The following is a 20,873-nucleotide window of genomic DNA, read 5'->3' on the forward strand; positions in this document are numbered from 1 at the left end:
TCAGGCCCCCGTCACCATCCACGCCGTACCCCGCGCGCGCCAGCCGGTGGTCAGGGCGCGCGCCGCCATGAAGACGCCGGCGAACGCGGCCCACAGCCACGCCAGCCCCGCGGTGCCGTCCGGCGCCCACGCCCGCAGCGCGAGCGCGAACGGCACGTAGACGACGAGCGTGAGCACGCCCGCCCACGCGAGGAACCGTCCGTCGCCCGCGCCGATGAGCACCCCGTCGAGCACGAACACCCAGCCCGCCATCGGCAGCGTCACGGCCGCGACGACGAGCGCGACGACGGCCGCCTGCCGCACGTCCGGGTCGGTGGTGAACAGGCGTACGTACAGCCAGGCCGTGCCGCCGACGACGAGGCCGATCACCACGCCGGCGCCGACGCCCCACTGCAGCGTGCGGCGCAGCACCGCGCGCGTCCGGGGCACGTCGGCGGCGCCGAGCGCGTGCCCGACGAGCGCCTGCGCCGCGATGGCGAGGGCGTCGAGCGCGAAGGCGGTCAGGCCCCAGACGGAGTTGACGACCTGGTGCCCCGCGAGCGCGACCGCGCCCAGGCCCGTCGCCACCCAGACTGTCAGGAGGATCGCCCCGCGCAGGGTGGCGGTCCGCACCAGGAGGGGGAACCCGGCGCGCGCGTGGGCCCAGATCCCGCCCGCGGCGGGGCGCAGGTCGGCCCCGACGGACCGCGCACCCCGGACCACGACGACGACCAGCACCGCCGCCATGCCGAGCTGCGTGAGGGCGGTGCCGAGACCCGAGCCCGCGATGCCACGGTGCAGGCCGTACACGAACCAGACGTTGAGCACCGTGTTGACGACCGCGCCACCGGCGGCGACCCACAGGGGCGTGCGCGTGTCCTGCAGCCCTCGCAGGGCACCCGTGGCGGCGAGCACGAGCAGCATCCCCGGCAGGCCCGGCGCGGACCAGTGCAGGTAGACGACGGCCTGACGCGCGACCTCGCCGCTCGCCCCCAGCGCGCCGACGAGCCACGGCGCCGCCGCCCACAGCGCGACCGCGAGCACCGCGCCGAGCCCCGCGGCGAGCCACATGCCGTCCACGCCCACCTGCAGGGCGCCACGCCGGTCCCGCGCGCCCAGCCGACGCGCCACCGCCGCGGTCGTGGCGTACGCGAGGAACACGCACAGGCCGACGAGCGTGACGAGCAGCGTCGACGCGAGCGCGAGGCCGGCGAGGGGTGCGGTCCCCAGGTGCCCGACGACCGCGGAGTCCACGAGCACGAAGAGCGGCTCGGCGACGAGCGCGCCCAGCGCCGGCACCGCGAGCGCGAGGATCTGCCGGTCCACGCCGCCGGACGGCTGGCTGCCGCGCACGCCCGTCGCCCCGTCGGCGTCCTCGTGGTGAGCAGGGGTGTCCGTCACGTGGGATGGCCTCCGAACTTTCTTCGTTCCACAGGGGTGCACGGCGTTCGCCCCGGTGGCACGGGTGCTCCGGCGGTCGTCGTCCACCGTATCCACAGGGATGTCCACGACCTGTGCACAGTCACCCGGCGCTCGTCCACAGCGCGTCCCCAGGAGTGTCAACAGGGTCGTTTGGGGACGCGCCGAGGTTGGTCCTAGCCTCGCGTGCGGGTGGAGGTCCACCGTGGGCCGGACAGCCCGCGCGGCCGCGCCCGAGGGTGTGTCGGTGGCCCCTGATAGAACGCATGTTCGACACCGGGGACGAGCAGGATGGGTGGCCAGTGACGATCGAGGAGCTCGAGTACGGGCTGCCGCCGGACGCCGGGAACGACCGCGGCGGGCGGGGGAACGGCGGCTTCGACCGCACCCCGCCGCAGGACCTGGAGGCCGAGCGGTCCGTCCTCGGCGGCATGATGATCAGCAAGGACGCGATCGCCGACGTCATCGAGCAGCTGCGCGGCAGCGACTTCTACCGGCCCGCGCACGAGGTCATCTACGAGTCGATCCTCGACCTGTACGGCCGCGGCGAGCCGGCCGACGCGATCACGGTCGCCGACGAGCTGACCAAGCGCGGCGAGATCGGCCGCATCGGTGGCGCGCCCTACCTGCACACCCTCATCTCCACGGTCCCCACGGCCGCGAACGCGGGCTACTACGCGCGGATCGTCCGCGAGCGCTCGATCCTGCGCAAGCTCGTCGAGGCGGGCACCCGCATCGTCCAGCTCGGCTACGGCACCGACGGCGGCGACGTCGACGAGCTGGTGAACAACGCCCAGGCCGAGGTGTACGCGGTCACCGAGCGCCGGGCGTCGGAGGACTACCTGCCCCTCGCGGAGATCATCGGCGGCACGGTCGACGAGATCGAGGCGGCGGGCCACCGCGGCGAGGGCATGATCGGCGTCCCCACCGGGTTCTCCGACCTCGACCGCCTGACGAACGGGCTCCACCCGGGCCAGATGATCGTCGTCGCGGCGCGGCCGGCCATCGGCAAGGCGCTCGCGCTCGACACCCCGCTGCCCACCCCGACCGGCTGGACGACGATGGGGGAGGTCGCCGTCGGCGACGAGCTCCTCACGGCCGACGGCTCCGCGACGCGCGTCGTCGCCGCGACCGAGGTCCTCGTCGACCGTCCCTGCTACCGCGTCACCTTCGACGACGGCTCGTCCGTCGTCGCCGACGCCCTGCACCAGTGGGAGACGACGACGAGGGCGGACCGTCGCTCGCCGGGGCGCCTTCCCGCGATCCGGACCACGGAGGAGATCGCCGCGACGCTCCGGTGCGAGACCGCGGAGCGTCGGGCCAACCACGCGGTACGGGTCACCGCGCCGCTGGCGCTGCCCGAGGCAGACCTCCTGGTCGACCCGTACGCGCTCGGCGTGTGGCTGGGGGACGGTCACTCGACCTCGGCCCGGTTCACCAGCGCCGACCCCGAGATCGCGATGCGGCTGGAGGGCCGCGGACTGGTGGTCCGCGCCGCGAACCACGACGCGCGTGCGGACCTCTACACGATCACGCTCCCCGTCGAAGAGCGCGGCACGCGCACCTGCGACGTGTGCGGCACCGAGTTCACGCCGGCCCGGGCGCAGGTCCGGACCTGCGGGCGCTCGTGCGGCGGGAAGGTGCGGCTCGTGACGGCGGCTCCCCCGCACCCGACGTGCCCGGACTGCGGCGAGCGGACCTCAGGTCTCGTCCGCTGCCAGAGCTGCCACGACCGGTACGGCACTTTCCAGGGACGGCTGCGCACGCTGGGCGTCCTGGGCGCGAAGCACATCCCGTCGGCATACCTGCGGGCGAGCGAGCAGCAGCGTCGCGACCTGCTCGCCGGCCTCCTGGACACTGACGGGACCGTCAACCCGACGGGGTCGGTCCAGTTCGCCGTCACCGACGAGCGCCTGGCCCGCGACGTCCGCGAGCTCGTCCACTCCCTCGGCTACCGCACCGGATGGGCCACCAAGCCCGTGCGCGGCCGCAGCGAGCAGTCGTCCACGTGCTACACGATCACGTTCACCACGGACGACGACGTGTTCGCCCTCGAGCGCAAGCGGCTCGTGCACAAGGACCGCAGGCGACCCTCCACCCCGCGGCTTCGCCAGCGGATGGTCGTCGCGGTCGAGCGTGTCGCGAGCGTGCCCGTCCGGTGCGTCGAGATCGCGCACCCCTCACACCTGTACCTCGCGGGCGAGTCGATGGTCCCGACGCACAACTCCACGCTGGGTATCGACATCGTCCGGTCGGCGGCGATCAAGCACAACATGACGGCCGTCGTCTTCTCCCTCGAGATGAGCCGCAACGAGATCACGATGCGTCTGCTCTCGGCTGAGGCGCGCGTGCACCTGCAGAAGATGCGCACCGGGCAGATGGGCGACGACGACTGGGCCAAGGTCGCCACGACCATGGGCCGCATCTCCGAGGCGCCCCTGTTCGTCGACGACTCGCCCAACATGTCGCTCATGGAGATCCGCGCCAAGTGCCGCCGCCTCAAGCAGCGTCACGACCTCAAGCTCGTCGTCATCGACTATCTGCAGCTCATGACGTCGGGCAAGCGCGTCGAGTCCCGCCAGCAGGAGGTCTCCGAGTTCTCGCGAGCGCTCAAGCTCCTGGCCAAGGAGCTCGAGGTCCCCGTCATCGCGATCTCGCAGCTGAACCGTGGTCCGGAGCAGCGCACCGACAAGAAGCCGCAGATGAGCGACCTGCGCGAGTCCGGCAGCATCGAGCAGGACGCCGACATGGTGATCCTGCTCCACCGCGAGGACGCCTACGAGAAGGAGTCCCCGCGCGCCGGCGAGGCCGACCTCATCGTCGCCAAGCACCGCAACGGCCCCACCGACACCATCACGGTCGCCTTCCAGGGCCACTACTCACGCTTCGTCGACATGCAGGCCTGACCGCCGCGCCCCACCGGTCGCGCAGCGGAGACGGTCGGCCGAGGCTGGAGGGGTGCCGAACCGTCTGGCGAGCGCCACCAGCCCGTACCTGCTGCAGCACGCCGAGAACCCCGTCGACTGGCGCGAGTGGGGCCCCGACGCGTTCGCGGAGGCGGCTCACCGGGACGTGCCGGTGCTGGTCTCGATCGGCTACGCGGCCTGCCACTGGTGCCACGTCATGGCGCACGAGTCGTTCGAGGACGAGCGCGTCGCCGCCTTCATGAACGAGCACCTCGTGTGCGTGAAGGTCGACCGGGAGGAACGCCCGGACGTCGACGCGGTCTACATGGCCGCGACCCAGGCGCTGACCGGCCAGGGCGGGTGGCCCATGACGGTGTTCACGACCCCGACGGGTGAGCCGTTGTACTGCGGCACGTACTTCCCGCCCCGCCGCGTGGGCCACATGCCCTCCTTCAGCGAGGTCCTCGCCGCCGTCGCTGCCGCCTGGCGTGAGCGCCGGGACGAGGTCACCGCGTCAGCGGCTCGCATCGCGGCTGCGCTCGCGGAGCCGCCGGGCTTCCCGCCGGCCCCCGGTCCGGACGAGGCGATGGCGCGGCGTGCGGTCGACCAGCTGGCCTCGTCCTTCGACGAACGGCACGGCGGCTTCGGCGGTGCCCCGAAGTTCCCGCCGTCGACGGTGCTCGAGTGGCTCGTCCGGCGGTACGCGCGCACGGGGGACGAGCGGGCCTGGCGCATGGCGGCGACGACGCTCGAGGCGTTGGCCCGGGGGGGCATCCACGACCAGCTCGCGGGCGGGTTCGCCCGGTACTCGGTCGACGCGACGTGGACGGTGCCGCACTTCGAGAAGATGCTCGACGACAACGCGATGCTGCTCAGCGTCGCGGTGCACGCCTGGCGGGCCGGCGGTGGGTCGCTCGCGCGGGACGTCGCCGAGCGCACCGCGGGCTGGCTCGTGGCCGAGCTGGGCACGCCCGAGGGCGGTTTCGCGTCGTCGCTGGATGCGGACAGCCCCGGGGGCGAGGGCGCCGCGTACGTCTGGACGCCCGCACAGCTGCGTGAGGTGCTGGGCGACGACGACGCGGCCTGGGCGGCGTCCCTGCTGGGCGTGACGGACGAGGGGACGTTCGAGGCAGGGGCCTCCGTGCTCACGCTGGCCGAGGACCCGCCGGACGTCGCCCGCTGGCAGTCGGTCCGCGCGAGGCTGCTGGCGGCCCGGTCGACGCGGCCGCAGCCCTCGCGCGACGACAAGGTCGTCACGGCCTGGAACGGGTGGGCGGTGGCGGCCCTCGCGGAGGCCGGCGCGGTGCTGGACGAGCCGCGGTGGGTGCACGCCGCGCAGGCCGCGGCCCGCCTGCTCACCACGACGCACACGAGACGCGACGACCGGGGACGGGCGCGACTGGTCCGCGCCTCGCGGCACGGCGTGCCCGGCAGTGCGCCGGCGGTCCTCGAGGACTACGCGGCGACGGCCGTCGGGCTCCTGGCGCTCGCGGCGGTGACGGGCGACCAGCAGTGGACGCTGCGCGCGGGCGAGCTGCTGGAGACCGTCCTGGAGCTCTTCGCCGACGACGACGGCGCGCTGTACGACACGGCCTCGGACGAGACGGACGCGGTGCTGGCGGCCGTCGGCCGCCCGCGTGACGCGGCCGACGGCCCGACGCCGTCGGGTCCGGCGGCGGCGGCCGGCGCGCTGCTGACGTACGCGGCGCTGACGGGCTCGGTGCGCCACCGGGAGGCTGCGGAGGCGGCGCTGCGGCCGGCGCTCGCCGTCGCGGCGCAGCACCCGAGGGCCGGCGGCTGGGCGCTCGCCGTCGTGGAGGCGATGCTCGACGGGCCGCGGGAGGTGGCCGTGATCGGTGCGGCGGGCGACGAGGGGGCGCAGGAGCTGCGAGCGGCCGCGCTCCGGTCCCCCGCGCCCGGTCTCGTCCTCGCGGTCGGGTCCCCCGGGGACGTGGTCCCCGAGCTGCTGCGCGACCGGCCCCTGGTCGACGGTCGGGCGGCGGCCTACGTGTGCCGCGGCTTCGTCTGCGAGCGTCCCACGACGAGCGCGCAGGAGCTGGCCGAGCAGCTGGCCGCCCGCCCCTAGCGCGGTTCGGGAACCGGCCTGGGGTACGTCGAGCAGGGCCGACCGCCGAGTGGACGGCGGTCGTGGTGGCCGGTGACCGCCCGGGACGCGGTGCGACGCGACGGGGATCTCGGCATCGGGCCGGCTCCCGCCCTGCTGCGGCGGCCGCCCCGATCGCGAAGACACTTGCGCTCGGTCTAGAGTGAATGTACATTCACTCACATGCCTCGAACGACGCTCTCCACCGCGGACCTCCGCAAGCCCGTCGTCACCGCTGCGGCTGTCCGGGAGTTCGCCCGCGGCGGGTACCACGGCACGACGATCGCCGACGTGGCCCGCGCAGCGAAGATCTCCCCCGCCTACGTGGCCAAGCTGTTCCCGACGAAGGAGCGCCTGTTCGTCACCGCCCTCGAGCGTTGCTTCGACCAGGTCGTCGAGGCGCTGGCCGCCGGCGCGGACGACGCCGACGACCCGTCGCCCGACGGCGTGCTGTTCGCGATGGGCGGCGCGTACGCCCACCTCATCGCGGACCGCACGCTGCTGATGCTGCAGGTGCACGCGCAGTCGGTGGCGGAGCTGCCCGAGATCGGCGAGGCGTTGCGCGCGGGGCTGCGGCAGGTCGTGGAGTTCGCCAAGATCCGGTCGCGCGCCTCGGACGAGGCCGTGCAGCGGTTCGTGGCCTACGGCCAGCTCTGCCACCTCATCGTGACCGCCCAGATCGTGGAGACCCCCGAGACGTGGGCGCGCCTGCTGACCGAGGGCATCCGACACCCCGACTGACCGGCCACGCCCGCCACGGGCGCGGCTCCACTCCGCGACCCGATTCCTGAGTTCCGCATGTCCAGTTGAGTGAATGACTGTTCACTCTCTCATCGAGGAGGTCCCCGCACCACCGACAGCACCCCTACCACCGTCGACGAGTCGGCCACCGTGGTGGTCCGGCGCGAGGTCCGCATCAAGGCCCCGATCGAGCTCGTCTGGCGGCTGCACACCGACGTCCGGAAGTGGCCCGCGTGGCAGAGCGACATCGACTCGACGCAGCTCGACGGCCCGCTCGCGCCGGGCGCGACGTTCCGCTGGAGCACCCACGGTCTGGACGTCGCCTCGACCGTGTACGCGATCGAGGCGCCGCGGCGCATCCTCTGGGGCGGCCCGGCGCAGGGCATCACCGGCGTCCACGAGTGGACCTTCACGCCGGACGGGGACGCGACGATCGTGCGTACCGCCGAGTCGTGGGAGGGCGACCCGGTCCGAGCCGACGCGGAGAACCTGCGGGCAGCGCTCGACGCGTCGCTCGCCTCCTGGCTCGAGCTGCTGCGGGTCACGGCGGAGGCCAAGGCCGCCAAGCGCGCTCGCAAGGCACGCCGGCGCCGGTTCGGCCGGTTCCTGGCCTGGGCGTCGCTCGCTCTCACGGCCCTCTTCGTCCTGGCGGAGCCGTGGCTGCTGCTCCCCGTCGTCCTGTTCGTGGTCGCCCTGGGCCTGGGTGCCTGACGCCATGACGACGACGATGACGATGCCTCCCCCGAGTCGGGTCGGCACCGACCCCGGCCGGCTCGCTCGGACGGCGGTCCTCGCGGCCGCAGGGCTGACGATCATGGCTCCCGCCCTGATCGCCCCGGGGCTGCCCGCCATGGCCGACCACTTCGGGGACGCCGGCCTGGTCCGGCTGGCGCTGACGATCACGTCGCTGGCCATCGCGGTCGGCGCGCCGGTCGCGGGCGCGCTCGTCGACCGGCTCGGACGCCGCCCCGTGCTGCTCGGCGGGCTCGGCGTGTACGCGGCGGCCGGGACGGCCGGCCTCGTCGTGACGGACCTCGGCACGCTGCTCGCCTCCCGCGCCGCGCTGGGGCTCGGCGTCGCCGGGATCACGACCGCGGTCAGCGCCCTGGTCACCGACTGGTTCAGCGGCTCCCGCCGCGCCACCTACCTCGGCTACCAGCAGGCCGCAGCGAGCCTCGGCGGGGTCGTGCTCCTGCCACTGGCCGGGGTGCTGGCCGACAACGGATGGCGGGCACCGTTCTGGCTGTACGCCGCGGCGGTGCCCGTGGGGGTGATGGTGCTCGCGGCGGTCCCGCAGCGCGAGCAGGTCCGCGCCGCCGCCCCCCGTCCGACGGCACGTGCGCGCACCGCGGGCCGGCCGCGGCGACGCGGTACCGGTCGGATCCTCGGTCTCTACCTGCTCGCTCTCGCGGCGACCGCGGTCTTCTACATGGCACCCACCCAGCTGCCCTTCCTGCTGGGCGGGCTCGGCATCGGACCCGGGCTCGTCGGCATCGCGATCGCCGGGTCGATCGTGACGGCCCTGGCGGGGTCGCTCGCCTTCCCGGTCGTGCGCCGGCGGCTGTCACCCACCGCGATCAGCCTGACCGCGCTGGCCCTCCTGGGTGTCGGCTGGACCCTGATCGGCCGCGCCGCGGGGCTCGGCACGGTCGTCACGGGTCTCCTCGTCGGAGGCATCGGCGTCGGCCTGACGGTGCCGAACCTCAACCTCCGCCTCGGCGAGCTCGCCCCGGACGGCCGTCGGGGACAGGTCCTCGCCGGTCTCGTCACCGGCATCTTCCTCGGGCAGTTCCTCTCACCGCTGGCGGCGGGGCCCCTCGTCGCCGGCCTGGGCCCGGGCGGCGCGTTCGCCGCCGCGGGACTCCTCACCACCGCCGGCGCGGTCGTCGCCGCCCCGGTCCTCCTCCGGTCGCACCGCGGCCACTGACCCACCACCACCGAAAGGAGACGACCATGATCGTCCACGGCAACCGCTTCACCATCAAGCCCGACGTCACCCCCGCCCAGCTCGAGGAGGCCCTCGAGAGCCTGCGCAACCAGGGCCGGGTCATCCCCTCCGTGAGGTCGTTCGTCGTCGGCCGCGACATCGGCGGCGAGTACGAGTGGGGCGCCACCTTCGTCATCGAGGACCTCGAGGGCTACTGGGAGTACCTGATCCACCCGGCGCACCGGAACACCGACCGCGTCGGCCTGCCGCTCGTCGACCGGTTCGCCTCGTTCGACATCACCGACGACGACGACCCCGAGATCGGCGCCAAGATCGCGGCGCTCCACCAGCGCCGCTACGACGCCGACGCCACGCTGACCCAGCTCGTCTCGGACCTCGGCGAGTACACCGGCTCCGCCGCCCCCGGCCGGCACGCGGCGAGCTGACCCACCGCCAGGGCCGGGCCGACGTCACGTCGGCCCGGCCCTGGCCCGCGTCCTGCGTCCAGGCGCGGGCATGCCGCGACGTGCTCATGGTGCCTCCCGGCAGCCGCGAGTACCGTCGGAAGATGCCCGCACCGCAGGCCGACTGGTACCCCGACCCCCTGGAGCCCGCGCGCCTGCGCTACTGGGACGGCGCGCAGTGGACGGGGTACGTGGTGGACCGTGACCGCCCGGCCGCGGTGCGCTACGAGCACCCGCCGTGGCTGCGGACCACGACCGCGACCGGGATCGACGTCCCATTGTCGATCGCGGTGACCTCCGCGTTCTGAGCGCGCGTGGCGGCGGTCCAGAAGGCCGCGAGGGGCCGGCGGCGCGGCCCGCTAGAACAGCCCGATGACGTACCCGACCCCGAAGAGCACGACGAGCACGACCACGATGCCGATGAGCACCAGCGCGAGCCGGTTGCCGCCGTCTCCGCGCGCGGTGGGCTGACGTGTGGACAGCCCTTCGGTCGTGCTCGCCTCGCCCGGAGGCGTGTCGCCCACGGGGACGCCCCCGCCGGGCTCGAGGCCAGGCGTGTCGGACGGATCAGGATCGGGACTCGACATGCTGGGCCTCCCTGGACCACCGTCAGCGGTGCCGGTGGGCTGCCCTCGTGCGGCAGCCGCCCCCGGACCGGTACCGACCCCCAGCGTGCGGCGCCCGCCCGCGGCCCGCATCCCGGGCGACGGTCACCCCGTGCGGACGTCCGCAGCGCACTGGTCCCTCGAGCCACGACCGTGGTCGGCCCGGCACCCCACCGGTAGCGTCGGGTCCGACGACGAGGAGCGACGATGCCCGCAGCGTTCGTGCTGATCCACGGTGCCGGCGACGTCGGCTGGTACTGGCACCTCGTCGAGCGCGAGCTGCGCCGGCGGGGCCACGACACGGTCGCCCCCGACCTGCCCTGCGAGGACGACACGGCCGGCGTCGCGGAGTACGCGGACGTCGTCGTCGGGGCCGTCGACGCCGCGGGGCTCGCGGGGCGCGACGACCTCGTCGTGGTGGCGCAGTCGTTCGGCGGGTTCACCGCCCCGCTCGTCGCCGCCCGGGTGCACGCCCGGTCCCTCGTGCTGGTCGCGCCGATGATCCCGCTCCCGGGCGAGGCGCCCGCGGGGTACACCGACCGCACCCGCTGGTCGGACGACGCGGACCACGACGTCGCCGACCCGGTGGCGCTCTTCTACCCGGACGTCCCGCCGGCGCTGGCCGCCGAGGCGCTGCGGCGCGGCCGGGGGCAGTCGGAGGCGCGCATGGACCGCCCGATCCCCCTCGAGGCGTGGCCCGACGTGCCGACGCACGTCCTCGTCGGCACCCGGGACCGCATGTTCCCGCCGGCCTACCTGCGCCGGGTCGCCCGCGAGCGGCTGGGGCTCACGCCGGACGAGATCGACACCGGGCACACGCCGGCCCTCAGCCGGCCGGTCGAGCTCGCCGACCGCCTCGAGGCGTACGCGCGCGCCGACGTCTGACGGCGCCGCCCGACCCTGGGGCGTAGCCGTCGGGTCCGGGGCGTCGGTAGCGTCTCGCCCGACGAGGGGAGCGACGATGCCCGACGACGAGCAGCGGCCCGACGCCTCGGCAGGCGGCCAGACACCGCGGGCCGGCGCGGCGCCGCGGGTGCCGCCCCGCTGGTTCGTGCGGACTGCGTGGGTGGTGCACCGCGCGATCTACCGGCTCTCCGGCGGGCGGCTCGGCCTCTCGCGTCCCCGGCCCACGCGCTGGGGGATGATGCACCTCACCACGACGGGACGCCGCACCGGGCAGCGTCGCGCGGTGATCGTCGCCTACATGGAGGACGGCCCCAACCTCGTCACGCTGGCCATGAACGGGTGGGCCGACGCCGAACCCGCGTGGTGGCTCAACCTCCAGGCGCAGCCCGACGCGACGGTCACGATCAAGGACGGCACCCGCGCGGTACGCGCCCGCGCCGCCCAGGGCGCCGAGCGCGACCGCCTGTGGGAGGCCTGGAAGCACCTCGGGGACGACCTCGACGGCTACTCGACGCTGCGCACCACGCCGACGACCGTCGTCGTGCTCGAGCCGCGGCCGTCCTAGCCCACGACCGTGCTCCAGCCCTGGTGCCCGGCGTCGACGGACGCGAGCGGTGCGGCGAAGAAGGCGTGCTCGTGCCGGGCCGAGCGGACGAACGCGTCGAGCATCCGGGCCCGGATGTCGTCGTCGACGGAGGCGGCGAGGCGCGTGACCAGCCGGACCGCCTCCCGCGTGGAGGCCGCGAACGCCTCGTCGCCGTAGGTGAGGAGCCAGTCGCGGTACGGGTGGCCGGGCACGGCCAGCGGCACGAGACGCGCACCGACGTCCTGGTAGATCCAGTAGCAGGGCAGCAGTGCCGCCGCCAGCTCCGGGTACCCGCGGCTCGCGCAGCCCGCCAGGTGGTCGAGGTACGCGCGCGTCGTGGCCGCGGCGGGGTGGACGTCGTCCGAGCCCAGCCGGCTCTCGTGCAGCTCCAGCTCCACGACGAGCGCCGTGTGCGCGCCCCGCGCCCACAGGGTCTGCTCGGCCCGCGAGGGCGCCAGCTCGGCCGCACGGGACAGCAGCCGCGCGTACTCGCGCAGGTAGAGCGCGTCCTGCGCGAGGTACCAGCGGAACGCGTCCTCGGGCAGCACGCCGTCCGCGAGACCGCGCACGAACGGCAGGGCGTCGATCTCGTCGCGCACGTGCGCGACCGCCTCCCACCACTCCTGCTCGACCTGCGCGGGCGTCGGCCGGGTCGTGAGGCCGCCGCGCTCCCACAGGCCCGCGAGGTGGTGCACCGGCCCCCGGCCGCCGCCGACCTCCAGCTCCTCGCCGCGGCGGACGGCCTCGCTCAGCCACCCCTGCGCCTCCTGGAGGGCGCGCGGCCAGTCCCCCGTCGCGGCATACCGCGTCGCGAGCGCCGAGGACAGCGAGCACCCGGTCCCGTGCGTGGTCGACGTCCGGACGCGGGGCGCCGTCAGGACGACGCGAGCACCCTCCGCCGCGACGACGGCGTCGCGCACGTCGGCCCCGTCGAGGTGGCCGCCCTTCGCGAGCACGAGCACCCCCGCCCGTGCGGCGAGCACGCGGGCCTGCCCCACGAGCTCCTTCCAGCCCCGAGCCGGCGCGGCGCCGACCAGCACGGCCAGCTCCGGCACGTTGGGGGTGACCACGTCGGCGAGCGGGAGCAGCGCACGCAGCGCGGACTCCGCGTCCGCGTCGAGCAGCCGGTCCCCGCTCGTCGCGACCATCACCGGGTCGAGAACGACCACGGGCGGGCGGACGTCGACGAGCCAGGCGCGCACGACGTCGACGAGCGCCGCCGAGCCGAGCATCCCGATCTTGACGGCGTCGATCGTCACGTCGTCGCGCACGGCGTCGAGCTGCGCGCGCAGGAACGCCGCGGGCGGCACGTGCACGGCCCGGACCCCGCGGGTGTTCTGCGCGACGAGCGCCGTGACGACCCCCATCCCGTAGCCGCCGTTGGCCGCGATCGACTTGAGGTCGGCGTGCAGGCCCGCGCCGCCGGTGGGGTCGGTCCCGGCGATGCTGAGGACGCGCGGCGGCCTCATGCCGCCGCCGCCCATGCCGCGGCGAGCTCCGCGGCGGCCCGGCGCGGGTCGTCCGCGAGGCAGACCGCCGAGACGACCGCCACGCCGGCGGCCCCCGCGCGCCGCAGGGCCGGGACGTCACCGACCGTGAGGCCGCCGATGCCGACCGCGGGCGAGCGGGCGGCGCGCGCCAGCTCGCCGAACGCGGCGAGGCCCATCCCCGCAGGGGCGTCGCGCTTCGTCGTCGTGGTCCGGACCGGGCCGATGCCGACGTAGTCGGCGCCCGCCGCCTCCGCCGCCGCCAGCTCGGCGGGCGTCCGGGCACTGACCCCGACGAGCGCGTCCGCGCCGACGAGCCGCCGCACGGTCCCCACGGGCAGGTCCGCCTGCCCCAGGTGCACGCCGTCGACCGCGATCCCCGCCCGGCGGGCGGCGAGGAGGGCGTCGACGCGGTCGTTGACGACGAGTGCGACGCCCGCCGGCAGCACCGCCGCGACGCGTCCGAGCAGCTCGACCACGGCGTGCGTGGGCGCCTCCTTCTCGCGCACCTGGACGGCGGTCACGCCCCCGCGCACGGCGGCGGCCACGACGTCGACGACGTCGCGGCCCCGTCGGCGGGCCTGCCCGGAGTCGGTGACGAGGTAGACGGAGGGGTCGAAGGAGGGTCGGCCGGCGCTCATGCCACGGCCGCGCGCCGCACGAGCGTCGGCTCGTCGAGCCCCGCGAGCGCGTCGAGCAGGTGGACCGCGAACGTCCCCGGTCCGGCCGCCCGCTCGGCCGCCACCTCCGCGGCGACGGTGTACGCGACGACGGCCGCGACCGTCGCGACGAGCGGGTCGTCCTCCACGGCCAGGAACGCCCCGACCACCGCGCCCAGCGCGCAGCCGCCGCCGGTGACGCGGGTGAGCAGCGCGTCACCGTTCGCGACCCGGACCAGCCGGTCGCCGTCCGTGACGACGTCCACGGCGCCCGAGACCGCGACCACCCCGCCCGTGCGGCCCGCCAGCTCACGCGCCGCCGCGCGCGCCTCGTCCACCGAGGCGGTCGCGTCCACGCCGCGCCCGCCGGCGCCGGCCCCGGCGAGCGCCAGCACCTCGGAGGCGTTGCCCCGGACGACGCTCGGCCGGAGGGCCACCAGCTCCGAGGCCAGCGCCGTGCGGACCCGCAGCGACCCGACCGCCACGGGGTCGAGCACCCACGGGGTGCCGTGCTCGGACGCCGCGGTCGCCGCCTGCCGCATGGCGGACCGCTGCTCGTCGTGCGGCGTGCCGAGGTTGACGAGCACCGCGGACGCGGCGGCGGCGAACGGCCCCGCCTCGCCGGGGACGTCGACCATCGCCGGCGCCGCTCCGAGCGCCAGCAGCACGTTCGCCGTCACGTTCGTGACGACGCCGTTCGTCAGGCACTGCACCAGCGGTGCGGCGGCGCGGACCCGGTGGAGCGCGGCCACCGTCTCGCGGACGTACGGGCCGGCGACGAGGGCGCCGGGGCCGGCCGGGGCCGGAGGGGCGGCATGGCCGCCGGGCAGGACGGAAGACGGACGCGTCATGGCGTCGACATCCCTTCGCTCGTGCTAACGAGAGCAGGTTCGGCGGGTGTGATCTCAGCTCCCCGGTGGGAGCACCCCGTGTCGCCGCCGACTCTAGACCCGGCCCGTGGGACCGGCGCTACCCCCGGACGTCACCGGTCTCGTCATCCGGATCAGGACGGCCGCCCAGGTCAGCGCCCGTCCGGGCCTCGTCCGCGGGCCCACGGGAAGAGAGCAGGCGCGCCCGCCGTTGCGCCTGGCATGCGTGCGATCACCTACTCCCGCTACGGCGGCAGCGACGTCCTCGAGCTCACCGACCTCCCGACCCCCAAGGTCGGCCCGGACAGCGTCCTGGTGCGGGTGCGCGCCGCGTCGGTCAACCCGGTCGACTGGAAGATGCGGCAGGGCTACCTCGACCAGGTCATGGACGTGACCTTCCCGGCGGTCCCGGGCTGGGACGTGGCCGGGGTCGTGGAGCGCGTCGGCCTCGACACCCCCGAGCTCTCCGTGGGCGACGAGGTCTACGGGTACGTCCGCAAGGACTGGGTGCAGGGCGGCACGTTCGCCGAGTACGTCGCCGCGCCCGTGCGCACCCTCGCCCGCAAGCCGGCCCGCCTGTCGTTCGAGGAGGCGGCGGCGGTGCCGCTCGCCGGCCTGACCGCGTGGCAGAGCATCCGCCGCGCGGGCGTGACGCAGGGGCAGATCGTGCTCGTCCACGCCGCGGCGGGGGGCGTCGGGCAGTTCGCGGTCCAGATCGCGCGGGCGCTCGGCGCGCGCGTGATCGGCACGGCGTCCGCGGGCAACCACGACCACCTGCGCGAGCTGGGCGCCGAGCCGGTCGAGTACGGCGACGGCTTGGCCGACCGGGTCCGGGCGCTGGCGCCGGGCGGCGTCGACGTCGTCCTCGACTACGGCTCCGACGACCTGGTCGCGACGAGCCGGGCGGTGCTCGCCCCTGGCGGCACGGTCGCGTCGATCGTCGACGCGAAGGCCCGGGACGAGCTGGGTGGGCACTACGTGTGGGTGCGCCCGAGCAGCACCGACCTCGACGAGCTCGGCGCGCTGCTCGAGGACGGGCGCGTCCGGGTCGACGTCGGTCAGGTCTTCGAGCTCGCCGACGCGGCCGCCGCCCACGACGCCAGCGCGACGGGCCACACGCGCGGGAAGATCGTCGTCCGCGTCGACTGACGCGCGCCGCGGGACCTTGGGCCCTGGCGCCGCGCCCGGCCGCCTCGCGACGCTGGAGGTTCCGGCGGAGGGAGGACGACCATGCGTGCCACGGTCGTGTACGAGTCGATGTACGGGTGCACGCGCGACGTCGCGCTGGCGGTCGCCGAGGGCCTGGCGACCGTCGGCGCCGTCGACGTCGACGAGGTGGGCGACGCGGCGCGCGAGCTGCCCGTCGGCACCCAGCTGCTCGTCGTCGGGGCGCCGACCCACGCCCGGGGGCTCAGCCGTCCGCGCACCCGCGCCGACGCAGGGCACCGGGCGCCCCGAGCCGTCCTCCCCGACACCGAGCGGATCGGCGCGCGGGAGTGGATCGACCTGCTGCGTGGCCAGGTGACGGGGATCCGGGCGGCCACCTTCGACACGCGCGTCGAGAGCCGCCTCGCCGGCTCGGCGGCCTCCCGGGCGGCCCGCCTCCTGGACCGGCGCGGGTTCCAGCTCCTGGACGACCCGCACGGGTTCGTCGTCGAGGGCCTCACGGGCCCGGTGCGCACCGGCGAGCTCGACCGCGCGCGGGAGTGGGGCGCGGCCCTCGGCCGACAGGTCGCCGGCGCGCTCGCGTCGCACTGACCGCGGCGTCGCCCGCGAACGACTCTGTCTACGGACGACTCTGTCCGCGAACGACGAGGTCCGCGAACGACGACGCCCCCGCCCGGCGGACCGGACGGGGGCGTCGTGCGTGCGGCTGTCAGGCCGCGACGACCTTGACGTTCACCTTGGCGGCGACGTCGGCGTGCAGGCGCACGGAGACCGTGTAGTCGCCGAGCGACTTGATCGCCTGGGCGACCTCGATCTTGCGCTTGTCGATCGCCGGGGCGCCGGCGGCCTTGACGGCCTCCGCGATCTCGGCGGTCGTGACGGCACCGAACAGGCGGCCGGAGTCGCCCGCCTTGGCCGTGACGACGACGGTCTTGGACTCGAGCGCGTCGCGCACGGCCTTCGCGTCGTCGAGCGTCGCGATCTCGCGGGCCTTGCGGGCCTTGCGGATCGCGGTGACGTCCTTCTCGGCACCCTTGGTCCACGGCGTGGCCAGGTTGCGCGGGATGAGGTAGTTCCGGGCGTACCCGTCCTTCACCTCGACGACGTCGCCCGGGGCACCGAGGCCGGTGACCTCGTGGGTCAGGATGATCTTCGCCATCTCAGGTCTCCTTGGCTCAGCGCGCCGACGACGAGTACGGCAGCAGAGCCATCTCGCGGGCGTTCTTCACGGCGCGAGCGATCGCACGCTGCTCCTGCACGGACACGCCCGTCACGCGACGCGCGCGGATCTTCCCGCGGTCGGAGATGAACTTCCGCAGCAGGGCGGTGTCCTTGTAGTCGATCGTCTCGACCTTGGCGGTCTTGAGCGGGTTCTGCTTCTTCTTGGGCTTGCGGACAACGGCCTTGGCCATCGTGGTGCTCCTTGTCAGCTGGAGCCCCGGGCGTTGCCATGCCCGGGGATGTGTGTGTCAGGGGTGGGACGAGAAGGTCGGGCGCCGATCAGAAGGGGGGCTCGTCGGAGTAGCCGCCGCCACCGCCGCCGCCCGAGGGCGTGGCCCACGGGTCCTCGCCGCCGGAGGACGCGCCTCCGCCGCCGAAGCCGCCGCCGGACGACCCGCCGAAGCCGCCGCCACCGCCGGACCGCTGGGTCCGGGTGACCTTGGCCGTGGCGTACCGCAGCGACGGGCCGACCTCGTCGACCTGGAGCTCGACGACCGTGCGCTTCTCGCCCTCGCGCGTCTCGTAGGAGCGCTGGACGAGCCGCCCGGTCACGATGACCCGGGTGCCCTTGGTGAGCGACTCGGCGACCGACTCGGCGGCCTCCCGCCAGATCGAGCACCGCATGAACAGCGTCTCGCCGTCCTTCCACTCGTTCGACTGGCGGTCGAACGTGCGGGGGGTCGACGCGACGGTGAAGTTCGCGACGGCTGCACCCGACGGGGTGAAGCGCAGCTCCGGGTCCCCGGTCAGGTTCCCGATCACCGTGATGACGGTCTCACCAGCCATGCCAGCTCCTCGCTCGTCGTTGCTCGTCGGTGCTCGATGGTGCTCGTCGTTCTCGTCCGTGAGGGTGCGCACGGCGTGCGCACCCCGGTGCGTCACGCGTCGGCGCGCAGGACCTTCGTCCGCAGGACGACCTCGTTGAGGCCGAGCTGGCGGTCGAGCTCCTTGGCCGTGGCCGGCTCAGCCGTGAAGTTCACGACGGCGTAGATGCCCTCGGACTTCTTCTGGATCGCGTACGCGAGGCGACGACGACCCCAGATGTCCACGTTGTCGACCGTGCCACCGTCGGTCTTGACGACCGACAGGTACTTGTCGAGCGAGGGAGCGACGGTGCGCTCCTCGATCTCGGGGTCGAGGATGATCATGATCTCGTACTGACGCAGGCTCATACCCACCTCCTCTGGTCTCAGCGGTCACGGTCGTTCCGTGACAGGAGGGTTCACACGCGTCGCCGCGCAGCTCCCGCCCGCCCCCGCCTGGTGCGAGGGCGACCGAAGACAGCGCGGCCAGTGTTCCAGCCTACCGGCCCGGGGCCGCGGGCTGGAAATCGAAGGTGTGGGCGGGCATCGCCGCCCACAGACCGGACGCCGGCTCGAGACCGCTACCGGCCCCGGCCGGCGCCCGTGAGGTCAGCCGCCGCTGCGTCCGGCGGGCCGGTCGGGCCCCGCCTCGCCGCGCGACGCGCCCTGCGCAGTGGCGCTGGGCGTCGGGTTCGGCGTCTGCGGCGGGTTCGTGGGCTTCGGCTTCGGCCCCTGCGAGACGACGACCGTCACGACGCTGCCGCGCGGGACCCTGGCCCCGCCGGACGGGTCGGTGCTGACGACCTGGCCCTTCGGCACCGAGCTCGAGTAGGCCTGCGTCACCTGCGGCGTCAGCCCCGCGTCGACCAGCGCACCGAACGCGTCGGCCTGCAGCGCCCCGACGAGCCCGCCCGGCACCCGCACCTCCGCCGACGGCTCCTGCGTCTGGGTCGGCTCCTGCGTGGGCTTCGCGGTGGACGTCCGCGACGGCGCCGGGGAGGAGGTCGGCCGCAGGTTCGGGCGGTCGGGGAAGTCCACGACCTCCTTGTACTGCGGCATCTCGAACACCTTGGCCATGTACGCGGCCCACAGCTGGGCCGGCACCGAGCTACCGGTGATCTCCGCGTTCTTGATCCCGCTCGGCTTGTACCCGAACTCGTCGATCCGCTCCCAGCCGGAGCCGGACTTGGGCGTCTGGCTCAGCGCGACGACGGTCGCGAGCTGCGGGGTGTAGCCGACGAACCACGCGGACTTGTTCTCGTTCGAGGTTCCCGTCTTGCCCGCGATCGGGCGGCCCAGCGGCTTCACCCAGTCCTTGCCGGACCCGTTCTCGACGACCTGCTGCAGCGCGTAGCTGGTCTCGGCCATGATGTCCGCGTCGAACCGCTTGCTGCTCGTGTCCTGCGCGTTGTACGCCTCGGTGCCGTCCGGGTTGACGACCTGCCGCACGACGAACGGGTCGTGGTGCACGCCCTGCGCGGCGAACGTCGCGTACGCGCTCGCCATGTCCAGCGGACGGACCGCGTCGGTGCCGAGCACGTTCGCGGGGTTGGCGGTCAGCGGCGTGGTGATGCCCGCCGCCTTCGCCGTCTCCACGGTCTTCTCCGGCGTGACGATGTCGTTGAGCTGCGCGTAGACGCTGTTGATCGACTGCTCGGTGGCGTACTTCAGGCTCACCCAGGGGTAGCTGACGCCGCCGAAGTTGACGACCTTCTTCTCGCCCCAGCTCTTCAGCTCCATGTTGCTGCGGCCGCTGAAGGTCTTGGAGAGCGGGATGCCGTCCTCGAGCGCGGCCACCAGCGTGAACGGCTTGAACGTCGACGCCGCCTGGATGGCGTCGAGGCTCACGTGGTTGTACTGGTCCTTGAGGAAGTCCTTGCCGCCGTACAGGGCGAGGATCGCGCCGTCGGACGGGTCGATCGTCGCCATGCCGACCTTGAGCCGGCTGTTCGGCTTGTCGCCGTTCGTCAGGTCGCCCGAGTAGACGCTCTTGCCGGCGCGGACGATCTCGGCCTGCATCGGCTTCCGGATCGTCGTGAGGATCTGGTAGCCCTTGCGGTTGAGGTCGTCCTCGTCGATCTGCAGCGGCTCCTTGGCGAGCTCGCGCTTCACCATGTCGAGCAGGTAGCCCTGGGCACCGGCGTACTTCTGGTTCTTCTTGACCTTGATGGTCTTCGGGAACTCCTGCTTCGCCCGCTCGGACGCGTCGAGGAACCCGTACGTCACCATGTTGTTGAGCACGGTGTTCCACCGCTGCTCGGCGCGCGCGGGGTCGACCGCCGGGTCCCAGTTGTTCGGCGACGGGATGATGCCGGCGAGCAGCGCCGCCTGCGAGACGGTCAGGTCCTTCGCGTCGACGCCGAAGTACGACTGCGCCGCCACCTGGATGCCGTAGGAGTCGCGGCCGAAGTAGATGGTGTTGAGGTACCCGCCGAGGATCTCGGGCTTCGTGCGCTCGCGCCCGATCTTGAGGGCGAGCAGCACCTCCTGCGCCTTGCCCACGTAGTCGGTGGTCGTCTCGCCGACGAGGTAGCGCTCGACGTACTGCTGGGTCAGCGTGGACCCGCCCTGGCGGGAGCCGCCCTTGATGTTGTTGAGGAACGCGCGGCCGAGGGCCTCGACGGAGACCCCGGAGTTGTCCCAGAAGGAGTGGTCCTCGATTGCGACGACCGCGTTGCCGACGTACTCCGGCAGCGTCGAGTACTCGACGATCTGACGGGGCTGCACCGCGAAGGTGCCCATGACGTCGCCGCGCTTGCCGTCCTCGTCGGCGTAGTACACCGTCGAGGTCTGCGCCTTGACGTCGTCGTTGGCGTCGGGCACGTCCGTCATCGCGTACGCCGCGACCACCGCGCCGACGCCGAGGAAGACGCACGTGAGGAACGAGCCGAGCAGGAAGCGCCACGAGGGCAGCCACCGGTGCAGGCCGGTGTACTCCTGGCGCGGGTAGTTCCAGAACTTCCGCCTGCCGTCGGCCCTGCGCGGCGCGGCGGCGCGGCGCGAGCCGGAGCGGGGCGCGGCCGCGGTGGC

At 74.3% G+C, this 20,873-nt stretch carries 21 protein-coding genes and 1 riboswitch; of the genes, 11 read left to right on the top strand and 10 right to left on the bottom strand.

Annotated elements, in window-relative coordinates; all coding sequences use genetic code 11:
• The gene (locus HGCM_RS03925; protein WP_026075246.1) at nt 1-1,332 is read right to left on the bottom strand and encodes an MATE family efflux transporter; all 1,332 of its coding nucleotides are present in this window, start codon (nt 1,330-1,332) and stop codon (nt 1-3) included.
• Nucleotides 1,333-1,700: 368 nt separating this feature from the next.
• Between HGCM_RS03925 and dnaB the strand changes: the two genes are divergently transcribed.
• The 7 genes from dnaB to HGCM_RS03965 all read left to right on the top strand — a co-directional run bounded on the left by dnaB (nt 1,701) and on the right by HGCM_RS03965 (nt 9,848).
• Nucleotides 1,701-4,304 (top strand): replicative DNA helicase, encoded by a 2,604-nt coding sequence (gene dnaB, locus HGCM_RS16765; protein ID WP_019135581.1) that lies wholly within the window; start codon nt 1,701-1,703, stop codon nt 4,302-4,304.
• Between the two features lie 52 nt (nt 4,305-4,356).
• The gene (locus HGCM_RS03940; protein WP_019135582.1) at nt 4,357-6,390 is read left to right on the top strand and encodes a thioredoxin domain-containing protein; all 2,034 of its coding nucleotides are present in this window, start codon (nt 4,357-4,359) and stop codon (nt 6,388-6,390) included.
• 201 nt (nt 6,391-6,591) lie between these two features.
• Nucleotides 6,592-7,149, top strand: coding sequence for a TetR/AcrR family transcriptional regulator (locus HGCM_RS03945; RefSeq protein ID WP_019135583.1), 558 nt, complete (start codon nt 6,592-6,594; stop codon nt 7,147-7,149).
• A 150-nt stretch (nt 7,150-7,299) separates the two neighbouring features.
• Entirely contained in the window at nt 7,300-7,860 is a 561-nt protein-coding gene (locus HGCM_RS16770; protein ID WP_218917031.1) for an SRPBCC family protein, read from the top strand.
• Between the two features lie 22 nt (nt 7,861-7,882).
• Complete coding sequence (locus HGCM_RS03955) at nt 7,883-9,076, top strand: MFS transporter (protein WP_040399382.1); 1,194 nt, start codon at nt 7,883-7,885, stop codon at nt 9,074-9,076.
• A 26-nt stretch (nt 9,077-9,102) separates the two neighbouring features.
• Nucleotides 9,103-9,522 carry a Dabb family protein gene (locus HGCM_RS03960; protein ID WP_019135586.1) on the top strand — a complete coding sequence of 140 codons (420 nt, stop codon included), beginning with the start codon at nt 9,103-9,105 and terminating at the stop codon, nt 9,520-9,522.
• 122 nt (nt 9,523-9,644) lie between these two features.
• Complete coding sequence (locus HGCM_RS03965; protein WP_019135587.1) at nt 9,645-9,848, top strand: DUF2510 domain-containing protein; 204 nt, start codon at nt 9,645-9,647, stop codon at nt 9,846-9,848.
• Between the two features lie 51 nt (nt 9,849-9,899).
• Here the strand turns inward: HGCM_RS03965 and HGCM_RS03970 are convergent, their stop codons facing one another.
• Nucleotides 9,900-10,238, bottom strand: coding sequence for a DUF6480 family protein (locus HGCM_RS03970; protein WP_306426424.1), 339 nt, complete (start codon nt 10,236-10,238; stop codon nt 9,900-9,902).
• 114 nt (nt 10,239-10,352) lie between these two features.
• Between HGCM_RS03970 and HGCM_RS03975 the strand changes: the two genes are divergently transcribed.
• Together HGCM_RS03975 and HGCM_RS03980 are read left to right on the top strand one after the other, a co-directional pair.
• A complete protein-coding gene (locus HGCM_RS03975) occupies nt 10,353-11,030 on the top strand; it encodes an alpha/beta fold hydrolase (protein ID WP_019135589.1) in 678 nt (225 codons plus the stop codon).
• 76 nt (nt 11,031-11,106) lie between these two features.
• Complete coding sequence (locus HGCM_RS03980) at nt 11,107-11,616, top strand: nitroreductase/quinone reductase family protein (protein ID WP_019135590.1); 510 nt, start codon at nt 11,107-11,109, stop codon at nt 11,614-11,616.
• Here the strand turns inward: HGCM_RS03980 and HGCM_RS03985 are convergent.
• From HGCM_RS03985 to thiM, 3 genes are all read right to left on the bottom strand, one after another.
• Nucleotides 11,613-13,106 (bottom strand): bifunctional hydroxymethylpyrimidine kinase/phosphomethylpyrimidine kinase, encoded by a 1,494-nt coding sequence (locus HGCM_RS03985; RefSeq protein ID WP_246119427.1) that lies wholly within the window; start codon nt 13,104-13,106, stop codon nt 11,613-11,615. The genes HGCM_RS03980 and HGCM_RS03985 overlap by 4 nt on opposite strands.
• Nucleotides 13,103-13,765 (bottom strand): thiamine phosphate synthase, encoded by a 663-nt coding sequence (thiE, locus tag HGCM_RS20355; protein ID WP_019135592.1) that lies wholly within the window; start codon nt 13,763-13,765, stop codon nt 13,103-13,105. Before thiE ends, HGCM_RS03985 begins: the two co-directional genes overlap by 4 nt.
• Complete coding sequence (gene thiM, locus HGCM_RS03995) at nt 13,762-14,634, bottom strand: hydroxyethylthiazole kinase (RefSeq protein ID WP_019135593.1); 873 nt, start codon at nt 14,632-14,634, stop codon at nt 13,762-13,764. The genes thiE and thiM overlap by 4 nt, the downstream gene beginning before the upstream one ends.
• Nucleotides 14,628-14,723: riboswitch (TPP riboswitch) on the bottom strand. (Overlaps the previous gene by 7 nt.)
• 151 nt (nt 14,724-14,874) lie before the next feature.
• Between thiM and HGCM_RS04000 the strand changes: the two genes are divergently transcribed.
• Both HGCM_RS04000 and HGCM_RS04005 read left to right on the top strand, forming a co-directional pair.
• Complete coding sequence (locus HGCM_RS04000; RefSeq protein WP_019135594.1) at nt 14,875-15,801, top strand: NADP-dependent oxidoreductase; 927 nt, start codon at nt 14,875-14,877, stop codon at nt 15,799-15,801.
• Nucleotides 15,802-15,882: 81 nt separating this feature from the next.
• Nucleotides 15,883-16,410: a flavodoxin family protein gene (locus HGCM_RS04005; protein ID WP_019135595.1), complete on the top strand. Its 528-nt coding sequence runs from the start codon at nt 15,883-15,885 to the stop codon at nt 16,408-16,410.
• A 118-nt stretch (nt 16,411-16,528) separates the two neighbouring features.
• Here the strand turns inward: HGCM_RS04005 and rplI are convergent, their stop codons facing one another.
• From rplI to HGCM_RS16775, 5 genes are all read right to left on the bottom strand, one after another.
• A complete protein-coding gene (rplI, locus tag HGCM_RS04010) occupies nt 16,529-16,978 on the bottom strand; it encodes a 50S ribosomal protein L9 (protein ID WP_019135596.1) in 450 nt (149 codons plus the stop codon).
• Nucleotides 16,979-16,994: 16 nt separating this feature from the next.
• Nucleotides 16,995-17,231, bottom strand: coding sequence for a 30S ribosomal protein S18 (gene rpsR, locus HGCM_RS04015; protein ID WP_019135597.1), 237 nt, complete (start codon nt 17,229-17,231; stop codon nt 16,995-16,997).
• Between the two features lie 88 nt (nt 17,232-17,319).
• Nucleotides 17,320-17,826, bottom strand: coding sequence for a single-stranded DNA-binding protein (locus HGCM_RS04020; protein WP_019135598.1), 507 nt, complete (start codon nt 17,824-17,826; stop codon nt 17,320-17,322).
• A gap of 92 nt (nt 17,827-17,918) precedes the next feature.
• Nucleotides 17,919-18,212, bottom strand: a complete 294-nt coding sequence (gene rpsF / locus HGCM_RS04025) for a 30S ribosomal protein S6 (protein ID WP_019135599.1) — start codon at nt 18,210-18,212, stop codon at nt 17,919-17,921.
• Between the two features lie 240 nt (nt 18,213-18,452).
• On the bottom strand, nt 18,453-20,873 hold a 2,421-nt coding region (locus HGCM_RS16775), incomplete at its 5' end, for a penicillin-binding protein (RefSeq protein ID WP_019135600.1).

Origin of the sequence: Cellulomonas massiliensis JC225 (assembly GCF_000312005.1) — a bacterium.
Taxonomy (GTDB): Bacteria; Actinomycetota; Actinomycetes; order Actinomycetales; family Cellulomonadaceae; genus Cellulomonas; species Cellulomonas massiliensis.